Origin of the sequence: Mycobacterium sp., assembly GCF_035640695.1 — a bacterium.
Lineage (GTDB): Bacteria > Actinomycetota > Actinomycetes > Mycobacteriales > Mycobacteriaceae > Mycobacterium.
Genome location: NZ_DASQVQ010000153.1, coordinates 26,387 through 39,289, shown reverse-complemented (window position 1 = coordinate 39,289; position 12,903 = coordinate 26,387). Strand labels below are relative to the sequence as shown.

10 protein-coding genes are annotated in these 12,903 nt (G+C 69.0%); 6 read left to right on the top strand and 4 right to left on the bottom strand.

Annotated elements, in window-relative coordinates:
- Positions 1 to 5 precede the first annotated feature (5 nt).
- From dacB to VE759_RS18405, 5 genes are read left to right on the top strand one after another with little or no spacing between them, the layout of a single operon-like run.
- Positions 6 to 1,394, top strand: coding sequence for a D-alanyl-D-alanine carboxypeptidase/D-alanyl-D-alanine endopeptidase (gene dacB, locus VE759_RS18425; protein WP_324935089.1), 1,389 nt, complete (start codon positions 6 to 8; stop codon positions 1,392 to 1,394).
- A gap of 59 nt (positions 1,395 to 1,453) precedes the next feature.
- Positions 1,454 to 2,491, top strand: a complete 1,038-nt coding sequence (locus VE759_RS18420; RefSeq protein ID WP_324935136.1) for a zinc-dependent metalloprotease — start codon at positions 1,454 to 1,456, stop codon at positions 2,489 to 2,491.
- Positions 2,470 to 3,435, top strand: coding sequence for a tRNA lysidine(34) synthetase TilS (gene tilS, locus VE759_RS18415; RefSeq protein WP_324935087.1), 966 nt, complete (start codon positions 2,470 to 2,472; stop codon positions 3,433 to 3,435). Before VE759_RS18420 ends, tilS begins: the two co-directional genes overlap by 22 nt.
- Complete coding sequence (gene hpt / locus VE759_RS18410; RefSeq protein WP_324935085.1) at positions 3,432 to 4,061, top strand: hypoxanthine phosphoribosyltransferase; 630 nt, start codon at positions 3,432 to 3,434, stop codon at positions 4,059 to 4,061. The genes tilS and hpt overlap by 4 nt, the downstream gene beginning before the upstream one ends.
- A 31-nt stretch (positions 4,062 to 4,092) precedes the next feature.
- Positions 4,093 to 6,324: a molybdopterin-dependent oxidoreductase gene (locus tag VE759_RS18405; RefSeq protein WP_324935083.1), complete on the top strand. Its 2,232-nt coding sequence runs from the start codon at positions 4,093 to 4,095 to the stop codon at positions 6,322 to 6,324.
- A gap of 24 nt (positions 6,325 to 6,348) precedes the next feature.
- Here VE759_RS18405 and VE759_RS18400 read toward each other — a convergent pair whose 3' ends face one another.
- From VE759_RS18400 to VE759_RS18385, 4 genes are all read right to left on the bottom strand, one after another.
- A complete protein-coding gene (locus VE759_RS18400; protein ID WP_324935081.1) occupies positions 6,349 to 7,092 on the bottom strand; it encodes an SIMPL domain-containing protein in 744 nt (247 codons plus the stop codon).
- A 103-nt stretch (positions 7,093 to 7,195) separates the two neighbouring features.
- On the bottom strand, positions 7,196 to 8,218 hold the full coding sequence (locus VE759_RS18395) for a zinc-binding dehydrogenase (RefSeq protein WP_324935079.1): 1,023 nt from the start codon (positions 8,216 to 8,218) through the stop codon (positions 7,196 to 7,198).
- Positions 8,218 to 9,414 (bottom strand): LLM class flavin-dependent oxidoreductase, encoded by a 1,197-nt coding sequence (locus VE759_RS18390; RefSeq protein WP_324935077.1) that lies wholly within the window; start codon positions 9,412 to 9,414, stop codon positions 8,218 to 8,220. Before VE759_RS18390 ends, VE759_RS18395 begins: the two co-directional genes overlap by 1 nt.
- Positions 9,411 to 10,373 carry an alpha/beta hydrolase gene (locus VE759_RS18385; protein ID WP_324935075.1) on the bottom strand — a complete coding sequence of 321 codons (963 nt, stop codon included), beginning with the start codon at positions 10,371 to 10,373 and terminating at the stop codon, positions 9,411 to 9,413. Before VE759_RS18385 ends, VE759_RS18390 begins: the two co-directional genes overlap by 4 nt.
- Before the next feature lie 195 nt (positions 10,374 to 10,568).
- Here VE759_RS18385 and ftsH point away from each other — a divergent pair, with 195 nt between their 5' ends.
- The gene (ftsH, locus tag VE759_RS18380; RefSeq protein ID WP_324935073.1) at positions 10,569 to 12,890 is read left to right on the top strand and encodes an ATP-dependent zinc metalloprotease FtsH; all 2,322 of its coding nucleotides are present in this window, start codon (positions 10,569 to 10,571) and stop codon (positions 12,888 to 12,890) included.
- The last annotated feature ends 13 nt before the right edge of the window (positions 12,891 to 12,903 follow it).

Genomic DNA, 12,903 nt, shown 5'->3' with positions numbered 1-12,903 from the left:
GAATCATGCGTCCGACGCGCTGGCGGCGCTCCACCCACATGCTGATCGGGGTGGCGGTGCTCGCGCTGGTGGCCGCCGTGGTGGCGGTCGCCGCGATGGTCACCGGCGGTCAGTCCAGCAGCGGGGCCTCCGACCCGATGCCGACGCCGGCCCCGAGGAGCGCGAAGCCCGCGGTCGTCCCGGTCGCCGACACCGCGCCCCGGCCCACTCCCGCCGGGATGGTGGCGGCGCTGGCGACACCGCTGGCCAACCCCGATCTTGGCGCGGTCACCGGTATGGTCACCGACGCTTTGACCGGAACGCCGCTATGGGAGCGGGGCTCGGCGGTGCCGATGCAACCCGCCTCCACGAACAAGGTGCTCACCGCGGCCGCCGCCTTGTCGACGCTGGATCGCGGCGCCCGGCTCACGACGACCGTGGCGGTCGCCGACCAACGTCAGCCCGGCTTGGTGGTGCTGGTCGGAGCCGGTGACCCGACGCTGTCGCCGGCACCGCTGGGTCAGGACACGCTGTACCGCGACGCGGCGCGCATCTCTGATCTGGCCGACCAGGTGCGCCGCAGCGGGGTCACGCCGACCGCGGTTGCGGTCGACACGTCGGCGTTCAGCGGGCCGACGATGGCGCCGGGCTGGGATCCGGCCGACATCGACGGCGGCGACGTCGCCCCGATCGAGTCGGTCATGGTCGACGGCGGCCGCACCCAGCCGTTGACACCGGAGTCCATCCGGTCCACCACGCCGGCGCTCGACGCCGGGCGCTCGTTGGCCATCGCGCTTGGCGTCGATCCGAAAACCGTGACCACGCTGAACACCCCGACCGAGGGCAGGCGCCAGATCGCGTCGGTGCAGTCACCGCCGCTGACCGAGCGGCTGCGTCAAATGATGAACGAATCCGACAACGTGATGGCCGAGTGCATTGGGCGTGAGGTGGCCGTCGCCACGCACCGGCCGGCCTCCTTTGCCGGCGCGGTGGAAGCGGTCGGTGCTCGGCTCGCCGCGGCGAAGGTCGACATGGGCGGCGCGCGGCTGATGGACGCCAGCGGGCTGTCGGCCGACGACCGGCTGACCGCCAGGACGCTCGATGGTGTTGTCGGCGCTGCGGCCGGACCCGACCAGCCGTCGATGCGGCCGCTGCTGGACGTGTTGCCGATCGCAGGTGGTAGCGGGACATTGTCCAACCGCTACACCGGAACCGCCCCCGACGCGGCCGCCGCGGGCTGGCTGCGGGCCAAGACCGGTTCGCTGACCGGAACCAACACGCTGGCCGGGATCGTGACCGATGTCAGTGGGCGCGTGTTGACGTTCGCGCTGATGTCCAACAACGCGGGACCGACCGGACGCACGGCGATCGACGCGCTGGCCGCCACGCTGCGATCCTGCGGGTGCGGCTCGTGACGGCCGCCGGGGACGCACCGCGGCTCCCATCCGCCGCCGACGATCCCGACAAGCGCCCGCTGACCGTCGGCCGCGTCGTCGACTGGGATTTTGCCGCCAACACGGGAGCCTGGCTGGCGCGACCAGGGCCGCCGTCGACGGAGTACACGCAGCGCCAGATCGTCGATGAACTCGCCGACGCGTCCCGGCGCGCCGAGCTGCCGGTGCGCGACGTGACCGGCCTGGAGCCGCCGGACACCCGGACGGTGCCGGACGCGAGCATCGTCGACCGCCAGCAGTGGATCCGCGCGGCCGCCGAGTCGATGCGGGTGATGACCGGCGGCGACAACGGCAAGCCGGCCGGATTCCTGCGTGGGCGCATCACCGGTGCGCAGACCGGCGCGGTGCTGGCCTTCATCTCGTCGGGCATCCTGGGGCAATACGACCCGTTCGCCCGCGGCGGCGGCAAGCTGCTGTTGGTCTATCCGAACGTGATTTCCGTCGAACGCCAATTGCGCGTGTTGCCAAGTGATTTCCGGCTCTGGGTTTGTCTGCATGAGGTGACACACCGGGTGCAGTTCACGGCCAGCCCGTGGCTGACCGATTACATGTCCAAGGCGTTGGCGGTGCTCACCCGCGACGCCGGCGAGGACATCCGCCAAGTAGTGAGCCGGCTCGCCGACTTCGTCCGCGAGCGCCGCGACGGCAAGGCGCTCGAGCCGAACTCCGGCGGCGTGCTCGGCCTGCTGCGCGCAATGCAGTCCGAATCGCAACGCAAGGCGCTCGATCAGCTGCTGATGCTCGGGACATTGCTGGAAGGCCACGCCGACCACGTGATGGACGCCGTCGGCCCGGCGGTGGTGCCGAGCGTGACCACGATCCGCAGACGCTTCGACGAGCGGCGCCGGCGTAAGCAACCGCCGCTGCAGCGGCTGATCCGCGCGCTGCTCGGGTTCGACGCCAAACTAAGCCAATACACGCGCGGCAAGGCGTTCGTCGACCAGGTGGTGTCCCGGGTGGGGATGGACCGGTTCAACACCGTGTGGTCCGGTCCGGAGGCGTTGCCGCTGCCCAACGAGATCGAAGAGCCGACGCGATGGATCGATCGGGTGCTGTAGCCCGGCTGCGTCGGGCGTTGTCGACGTTCGCAACCGCCAACCACATCGACGACGAGCGGTGGTGCATTGCGCTGTCGGGCGGCCCTGATTCGCTGGCGCTGACCGCCGTCGCCGCCGAAAACCGGCCGGCCGTCGCGCTGATCGTCGACCACGGTGTGCAAGCCGGCTCACGGGCGGTCGCCGAAGCGGCCCGCGCGCAGGCGTTGACGCTGGGCTGCGCGGACGCGCGGGTGCTTTCGGTCGTGGTCGGCCGGGGCGGTGGGCCGGAGGCCGCCGCGCGGCAGGCGCGGTACGACGCGCTGCAGGAGGCGCGCGACGGCGCGCCGGTGCTGCTCGGCCATACCCTCGACGACCAGGCCGAGACGGTGCTGCTCGGCCTCGGCCGGGGCTCGGGTGCGCGGTCGATCGCCGGCATGCGGCCGTATCAGCCGCCGTGGTGCCGGCCGTTCCTTTCGGTGCGGCACGCGTTGACCGTTCAGGCGTGCGACGAGCTCGGGCTGAGCCCGTGGCACGACCCGCACAACGTGGAAAACCGCTTCACAAGGGCCCGGGTGCGCCACGAGGTGATACCGCTGCTGGAGGACGTGCTCGGTGGCGGGGTCGCCGAGGCGCTGGCCCGCACCGCGGCGGCGTTGCGGGAAGACTGCGACGCACTCGACGACGTGGCCGGCGGCGAGCTGGCCGCCGCCGTCGCGGACGGCGGTCTGGACATTGCCCGGCTCCGCGAGTTGCCGGAGGCGGTGCGCCGCCGGGTGATTCGCGGGTGGCTGCTGGCCGGGGGTGCAACGAACTTGACCGACAAGCAGATTCGCGGCGTGGACACGTTGGTGACGTGCTGGCGTGGACAGGGCGGGGTGGCCGTCGGGTCGACGCTGCGCAGCCAGCGGCTGTTCGCCACCCGCGTCGACGGTGTGCTGCGGCTGCGGCGGGAACCGGTCCGATGAGTTTGCCGTTGGTCGACGGGCCACGGGCATGGCACGCTAAGGCCGTGCCAGTGCATTCAGCCGAGCTGTATCCGGGTGACATCAAATCGGTGTTGCTCACCGAGGAGCAAATCCATCGCCGGACGGCCGAGCTGGGTGCCAGCATCGGCGACCTCTACCAGCAGGACGCCAACCTGGGTGACTACGACCTACTTCTGGTCACCGTGCTCAAGGGTGCGGTGATGTTCGTCACCGACCTCTCGCGGGCGATACCGCTTCCGACACAGCTGGAATTCATGGCGGTCAGCTCCTATGGGTCGGCGACGTCGTCGTCGGGGGTGGTGAGGATCATGAAGGACCTCGACCGCGACATTCAGGACCGAGACGTGCTGATCGTCGAGGATATTGTCGACTCGGGCCTGACGCTGTCCTGGCTGTTGCGCAACCTGGCCGCCCGGCATCCACGGTCGCTGCGGGTGTGCACGCTGCTGCGCAAGCCCGACGCCGTGCGTTCGGATGTATGCATCGACTTCGTCGGTTTCGAGATCCCTAATGAATTCGTCGTCGGCTACGGGTTGGACTACGCGGAGCGCTATCGCGACTTGCCCTATATCGGCACCCTGGACCCGAAGGTCTATCGGGACTGACACAAGCGCCACCGGCGGAAGGAATGCGGACATGGCCACCACCCGCACCGCGCTGCGAATCTGTCCGCTGTGCGAGGCCACCTGCGGCCTGAGCCTGACGATCGACGACGCGCTCGGCCGGGTGGTCGGGGCACGCGGCGACCGCGACGACGTGTTCAGCGCGGGCTTCATCTGCCCGAAGGGCGCGAGCTTCGGTGAGCTGGACGCCGATCCCGACCGGCTGGCGCGGCCGCTGGTCCGGCGCGACGGCGTGCTGACGGAAGCCAGCTGGGACGAGGCATATGGGGCCGTCGCGGCGGGCCTGGCACCCGTTCTGCGCGAGCATGGCGGCAAATCGGTTGGCGTCTATTTGGGTAACCCGAACGCGCACACCATCGCCGGCAGCCTGTACGCGCCGCTGGTCATCCGGGCGCTCGGCACGCGGCATGTCTATACCGCCAGCACGCTCGACCAGATGCCCAAGCAGGTCGCGCTGGGCTACATGTTCGGCAACCCGTTCGCGTTCACGGTGCCGGACTTGGATCGCACCGACCACTTGGTGATCATCGGCGCAAATCCGGTTGTCTCCAACGGTAGTTTGGCCACCGCCGCGAACTTCCCCGGCAAGCTCAAGGCGCTGCGCAAGCGCGGCGGCCGCCTCACGGTGATCGACCCGAACCGCACCCGCACGGCAGAGTTGGCCGATCGCCACCTCGCACCGCGACCCGGCACGGACGCCGCGCTGCTGTTCGCCGTCGTGCATGTGTTGTTCGAGGATGACCTCGTCCACCTCGGGAGTGTGGTCGAGCACGTTACCGGGGTAGAGCAAGTCCGCACGCTGGCAGCCGATTTCGCGCCTGAGGCGGTCAGCGCGCACTGCGGCGTGCCGGCCGGGGACATCCGAACGCTCGCCCACGAAATCGCTACCGCGCCTTCGGCGGCGGTGTACGGCCGGATCGGTACGTGCACAGTCGAATTCGGCACCTTGGGCAGCTGGCTGATCGATGTGATCAACACGCTGACCGGCAATCTGGACCGTCCAGGCGGGGTGATGTTCCCGCTCTCGCCGGCTGCCGCCGCACCGCGCCCGCCGGGGCCGGGCCGCGGATTCCGCACGGGCCGTTGGCAAAGCCGCGTCTCGGGTTATCCGGAGGTGGCGTCGGAATTGCCTGCCGCCGTACTCGCCGAGGAGATCGACACACCCGGTGACGGGCAGATCAAGGCCCTCATCACGATCGCCGGAAACCCGGTGCTGTCCGCGCCCGACGGCGACCGGCTGGCCCGCGCCCTCGACGGCGTCGCATTCATGGTCAGCATTGACCCGTATCTCAATGAGACGACGAGCCACGCCGACGTCATTCTGCCGCCGCCGCCCCCGTCGCAGAGCGCTCACTTCGACTTGGCGCTCAACAACCTCGCGCTGCGCAACAACGCCCGGTATTCGCCGCCGGCGTTGTCGCTGACCGACGGCCGTCCCGATGAACCCGAAATCCTGTCACGGCTGGCCCTGATCGCATCCGGCGCCGACGGCGACGCCGACCCGGCGGTCGCCGACGAACAGGTCATCCGGTTGATGCTGGCCAAGGAGACCAACGACAAGCACTCACCGGTGGCGGGACGTTCGCCCGACGAGCTGAAGGGCATGCTCATCGCGGGCCCCGGTTACGAGCGGCGCCTCGACATGATGTTGCGGGTGGGCCCGTACGGCGATGCGTTCGGCGCCAGGCCGGACGGCCTCACCCTGGAGCGGCTGAAGGCCGCCCCGCACGGCATCGACTTCGGCCCGCTCAAGCCGCGGCTGCCCGGGGCGCTGCGCACCTCATCCGGCATGGTCGAACTGGCTCCGGCGCCGCTGGTGGCCGATGTCGCACGGTTGCGGGCCTCGCTGGACCGATCCGCCGACGGGTTCGTGCTCATCGGTCGCCGGCACCTGCGCTCGAATAACAGCTGGATGCACAACCTGACCGCACTCGCCGGCGGCAGCAACCGCTGCACGCTGCAGATCCACCCCGACGATGCCGCCGGTCTCGGAGTCACCGATACCGTGCGCGTCAAGGGTCCCGGTGGGGAACTCGTTGCGCCCGTTGAGATTACCGACGCGATCCGACGTGGCGTGGTGTCGTTGCCCCATGGTTGGGGCCACGACCGCAGCGGTATCCGGCTCGGTGTCGCGTCGAGCCAACCCGGGGTGAATGTCAACCAGCTCAACGACGGCAGCGTCCTCGACCCGCTCTCGGGCACCGCCGTCCTCAACGGGATCCCGGTTCAGCTCGCCGCTGGGTGAGCGTCCACGCATGCACCCGGCGGGTTAGGCGAGCTCCCAGACCACTGTCACCGAGAAGCTCACGGTCTGCTGACCGGGCTCGATTGGAACGGCTTCGGCCATCGCGCCGCGCGGCGCGGGCAGGGGAGTGGGGGTGGGCGGCGCCGATCCGGGCGCTTCGGAAATCGACAGGACCTTCCCGAGTTTCGACCCGGACAGCTGCGAGTACTGCTGGGCCCGATCCTTGGCGTCGTTATAGGCGTTGGTGCGCGCGTCGCGGACCAGCCGCGAATCGTCGTCGATCGACAACCTCACCGAGTTGATGCGGGTGGCGTCGCCGCCGGTGCTGACGATCAGCGCCAGCGCTCGCGACGCCGAGCCGACGTCGCGGATGCGAACCTCGATCGAGTTGGTGGCGCGGTAGCCGGCGATCGTCGTGCCATCGGGGCCGTACTGCGGCTGCAGGTTGACTCCCGTGGTGCTGATGTCCTTGCGGTCGACACCGGCGTTGACGAGTGCGGTGATCACCGCTTGCTGGCGATCACTGGTCTGGTTCATCGCACCGGTGACATCGGGTGCGACGAACTCGATCGATGCGTCGGCGGTCAGTGTGTCGGGCGTGCCCTTGACCTTGCCGGTGCCGATGACCGTGACCTGACGGGTGTTCTTGTCGGACGAACCACCCGACGGTCCGGATGACGAATCGCACGCGGACAGCCCGATTGTCGTTAATGCCGCGGCGGCGACGAGGCCGACGGTTCGAGTCACGATGTTCGCGGCGCGCGGCATGGTTGGCACGATACCTGTGGGTTCGCACGGCTAGTTTCCGGCATATCCGGCGCCGACTTCGGCAGTTGCGAGTTGTCCGAGCTGTTCAGCCGGCGCGTGACCGTTACGGCGTCACGAGGATCTTGCAGTGCCGCTCGGGATCGGACAGGCTGTCGAACGCCGCCCCGACCTGATCCAGTCCGACCTCGCCGGTGATCAGCGGCGCCACGTCGATCTCACCTTCGGCGATCGCCCGTAGCGAATCGGCGAATTCCGCGGGATCGTAGGCGAATACGAACTGGATGCTGATCTCCTTGGGGGCGCCGAAGAACGGCAGCACGGTGTCGGGTTCCATGCACACCCCGGCGACGATGAGCCGGGCACCCCTCGGCGCACGCCGCAGCACGTCGTTGATGATGCCGGGAACGCCGATGGCTTCGAACACCACCGCGGGTGTGGTCGCGTCGAACGGCGACCCGTGCGCCGGATCCGCCGTCTGATGTGCGCCCATCCTCTCGGCGAGTTGCCGGCGCTTCGGTGAGTAATCGGCCGCGACGATGCTTTCCACGCCGCGGTGGCGCAGCGCGGCGGTGATCGCGATGCCGATCGGGCCGCAGCCGAGCACCAGGGCTTTCTCGCCGGGCTGAATCGCGGCCTTGTTCACCGCGTGCAGGCCGACGGCCATCGGCTCGGTCAGCGCGGCATGGCGCGCATCGAGACCGTTGGGAACCGTCAGCAGCAATGGCGCCGACAGCAGCATCCGCTCGCAGTAGCCACCGTGGACGGTGTTGGAGGTGAAGATCATGTCGATTCCCGTCGCGGAAAGCAGCGCCGGAACCGACGTGACCACAGTTCCGGGCGCCGGGGCCGCCGTCTCGGGCCCGGCTTCGAGTACCTCGGCGCTGAACTCGTGACCCATAAACACGTCGCGGCTCAAGTCGAGCTGCCGGCCGCCACTCGCCTCCGGCATCCCGCGCATTTCGGCGCCGAGGCGCAGCATTTGCTTTCCGTGCTTGGCGAAATGCAGGTCTGACCCACAGATTCCGCATGCACGCACACCCACGAGCACCTGTTCCGGGCCGGGCACCGGCTCGTCGACGTCGTCGCGGTACAGCATGCGGCCGTCGCGCAGCACCGATGCCCGCATCAATCCTGCTTCTCCTGCTCGAGCTTGATCTCGTCGGTGTGCTCGCCGATCGCCTTGACAATCGCCTCGCCCGCGCGCCCGAGTAGCTGACCTCGCTTGCCCCTGGCCCAGTCGTGAGAGGTCCGCGGCGCCTCCAGCTGACCCTTGAAATGCGGAATCACCTTGCGGGCGAACAACTCATAGCAGTGATACGTGGCCTGCGGCGGCGCCCAGTCGTGGCCGAGCAGAAGCAACGTTCCGAAACCGCCCGACTGGTCGAGCAGGTCGTGAATGTAAGCGATCCCGTCATCGGGCGTGCCGATGCAGCAATTGCCTTTGGCCGCATACCCGGCGACGAACTCGCGTGGCGACCGGGTGCCCTCGACCGCGTTCGACAACGGCACGAACCCCGCGGCGCCGAAGTAGTTCGCGAAGTCCTGCAGCCCGTAGGTGCAGTCCTCGATGGCCTGATCGCGGGTGTCGGCCAGATGCATGACGGCCAGCACCCGCCAATCGCGGCGGTCGGGAGCGTCGCGGCCGGACTTCTCGGCCTGCGCGCGGACAACGTCCCAGGTGTTCTCCAGCGCGGCGTACCCGCCGGGCACCGACATCGACAGCGACAGCAGCGACGTGCCCAGCTGGCCGGCCAACCGTGGACCCGACGGTGAAATCATTGCCGCGGTGGATATCTCGGGATACGGCCAGGTGTACGGACGGATATGCAACTGGGCTTCGCGCAGCGCGAACCAGTCCGAATGCCGGTCGATGCGTTCGCCCGGCGCGGCGCGGAACAGCGCCAGGATCGCCTCCAGCGACTCCTGCATCATGCGGCGTTGCTCGACGGGGTCGATGCCCATCATGTAGGCGTCCGACGGCAGCGCCCCCGGGCCGGCGCCGAACATGGTGCGACCGCGGGTCAGATGGTCCAGCAGCACCCAGCGGTCGGCGACCATCAGCGGATGGTGATACGGCAGCGACACCACACCGGTGCCGAGCTTGATGTGCTTGGTGCGTTCGGCCGCGGCCGCGATGAATACCTCCGGGCAGGCGATCAGTTCGTAACCGCCGGAGTGGTGCTCGCCGAACCACACCTCGTCATAACCCAGCCGGTCCAGCGCCACCGTCCGGTCCAGGTCGTACTCCAATGCGACCGTGGGCGATTGGCCGACCGGATGAAACGGCGTGATGAACACACCGAAATTGAGCGGGCTCGTCATCGCAACCCCAATCCACTCAACAAGCTCAGCAGTGCTTCGTTGACCTCGGCCGGCCGTTCCTGGTGGACCCAGTGGCCCGCGCCGTCGATCATCACCTCTTGGTACGGGCCGTCGACGACCTCCGGGTAACGATCGCGACGGGTGAAGGCGAGCACCGGGTCGCCGGTGCCGCCGATGAACATCGACGGCGCGGTGATCTTGGGCGCGGCCGCGGTGAGCTCCCAGTTGCGGTCCAAATTGCGGTACCAGTTCAGCGGCCCGGTGAAGCCGGTCCTGGTGAACTCGGCGATGTAGTGGTCGAGCTCGGCCTGTCTGAGCCAGCTCGGCAGAGTGTCGGGTTCGGGCAGCCGTTCGACGAAGCCGGCCGGTGCCGGGCCGGCCATCTCGAGCCTGTCGGCCTGCGGGTCGAACGCCCGCAAGCCGGCGATCATGCGCCGCATCGTGGTGGCCGGGTCACGCGCCAGGTCGGCGTCAGCTACCCCCGGTTCCTGGAAATACAGCATGTAGAAGAAATTGTCGCCGAAGATCTTGCGGAACGCCTGCGTCGGGGGGACCAGCGGCCGAGGAACCGGCGGCACGCTCAGCCCGACCACCGCCGCGACCCGGTCCGGATGGAGGAGCCCGGTGCTCCACACCACGCTGGCTCCCCAGTCGTGGCCGACGAACACGGCGTGCTCGGCTCCGACGTCGTCGAGCAGCCCGACCAGGTCGCCGGTCAGCGCGACGATGTCGTAGTCCTCGACCGCGCCGGGCCGGCTGGAGCCGCCGTAGCCGCGTTGGTCGGGCGCCAGCACGTGATACCCGGCTTCGGCGAGCACGGGAATCTGGCGCCGCCACCCGTAGGCGAGATCGGGAAAGCCGTGTGCGAGTACCACCAGCGGCGCACCGCGGTCGCCGGCCTCCTCGGTGCGCAACCGCACCCCGTTCGTATCGACTAACCGCTGGGTAGATGTGAGCACCGTCTCACCAAAGCACAGCCCAGCATGGTCGGGAAGGCCTCTAGCATGACTCTGACGGCCCAGTGAGGGCGACGTCACGCTGGCCGGAGTCCGCCGATTGAAACCGTACGGAACTGCCGGTCGTTGGTCTAGCGGTAACCTGAAGTATCCCCCTGCGCGCATTGGAAGGACCTGGCCAACCGCGGCCGATGCTCGATGAACCGGAAAAACGTCATCCGCACGCTCACGGCGATCGCGGTCGTCCTGTTGCTCGGCTGGTCGTTCTTCTACTTCAGCGACGACACCCGCGGCTACAAGCCGGTTGACACCTCGGTCGCGGTGGCCCAGATCAACAGCGACAACGTCAAGAGCGCCCAGATCGACGACCGCGAGCAGCAGGTGCGGCTGACCCTGAAGAGCGGCAACGCCGCGACGAGTGGCAGCGACAAGGTCATCACCAAGTACCCGACCGGGTACGGCGCCACCCTGTTCGACAACCTGAACAGCAAGGGCGCCGCGGTCAACACCGTCGTGAACCAGGGCAGCGTGCTCGGTTCGCTACTGGTCTACTTGCTCCCGGTGCTGTTGCTGGTGGGCCTGTTCGTGATGTTCTCCCGCATGCAGGGCGGCACCCGGATGGGGTTCGGCTTCGGCAAGTCGCGGGCCAAGCAATTGAGCAAAGACATGCCCAAGACCACGTTCGCCGACGTCGCCGGCGTCGACGAGGCGGTCGAGGAGCTCTACGAGATCAAGGACTTCCTGTCCAACCCGTCCCGGTATCAGGCGCTGGGCGCCAAGATCCCGAAGGGCGTGCTGCTGTACGGGCCGCCCGGTACCGGCAAGACGCTTCTGGCCCGCGCGGTCGCCGGCGAGGCCGGGGTGCCGTTCTTCACGATCTCCGGCTCGGACTTCGTCGAAATGTTCGTAGGCGTCGGTGCTTCCCGGGTGCGCGACCTGTTCGACCAGGCCAAGCAGAACAGCCCCTGCATCATCTTCGTCGACGAGATCGACGCGGTCGGCCGCCAGCGCGGCGCGGGCCTTGGCGGCGGCCACGACGAGCGCGAGCAGACACTGAATCAGCTGCTGGTCGAGATGGACGGGTTCGGTGACCGCACCGGCGTCATCCTCATCGCCGCGACGAACCGGCCCGACATCCTCGACCCGGCGCTGCTGCGGCCCGGCCGCTTCGACCGGCAGATCCCGGTGACCAACCCGGACCTCAACGGCCGCAAGGCGATCCTGCGCGTGCACTCGGCGGGCAAGCCGATGTCCCCGGACGCCGACCTCGACGGGCTGGCCAAGCGCACCGTCGGCATGTCGGGCGCCGACCTGGCCAACGTGATCAACGAGGCCGCGCTGCTGACCGCCCGCGAGAACGGCACCGTGATCACCGGAGCGGCGCTGGAGGAGGCCGTCGACCGGGTGATCGGCGGACCGCGCCGCAAGGGCCGAGTGATCAGCGAGCTGGAGAAGAAGATCACCGCCTACCACGAGGGCGGGCACACGCTGGCGGCGTGGGCGATGCCCGACATCGAGCCAATCTACAAGGTCACGATCCTTGCCCGCGGCCGAACCGGCGGCCACGCGGTGTCTGTGCCCGAGGACGACAAGGGCTTGATGACGCGCTCGGAGATGATCGCCCGGCTGGTGTTCGCGATGGGCGGTCGCGCCGCCGAGGAGCTCGTCTTCCGCGAGCCAACCACCGGCGCGGTGTCCGACATCGAACAGGCCACCAAGATCGCCCGGGGGATGGTCACCGAGTACGGGATGAGCGCCAAGCTCGGCGCGGTGCGCTACGGCACCGAGCACGGCGACCCGTTCCTCGGCCGCACGATGGGCACGCAGCCCGACTACTCGCACGAGGTCGCCCGCGACATCGACGACGAGGTGCGCAAGCTCATCGAGGCCGCCCACACCGAGGCGTGGGAGATCCTCACCGAATACCGCGACGTGCTCGACACACTGGCCGGTGAACTGCTGGAGAAGGAAACCCTGCACCGCGCAGACCTGGAGGCGATTTTCGCGGACGTGACGAAGCGACCGCGGCTGACGGTGTTCGACGACTTCGGCGGCCGGATCCCGTCGGACAAGCCGCCGATCAAGACGCCGGGCGAGCTGGCGATCGAGCGTGGCGAGCCGTGGCCGCCGCCGGTCCCGGAGCCGGCGTTCAAGAAGGCGATCGCCGAGGCCAGCGAGCAGGCCGAGGCTGCCCGCGGGGCGAACGGCAACGGCCACCCCGGCAGTCGCGACGGCGTGGCGCCCGCCGCACCGGTGCCGACGGCCACTCAGCCCGACTACGGCGCTCCGGCCGGCTGGCACGCGCCGGGTTGGCCGCCGCCACAGCAACATCCGCAGGGTTACTGGTATCCGCCGCCGGTGCAGCCGGGCCAGTGGCACCCGCATCCCGGGTATCCCGGCCACTATCCGCCGTACCAGCCACAGCCGCCCCAGGGTCAGCCAGTGCCCCAAGGCGACGCACCGCAATCCGGTGAGCCGAACGAGGACACGGACCGCCCGAATCCGTCGGCGCAGAGTTGATTCCGAACGGAGG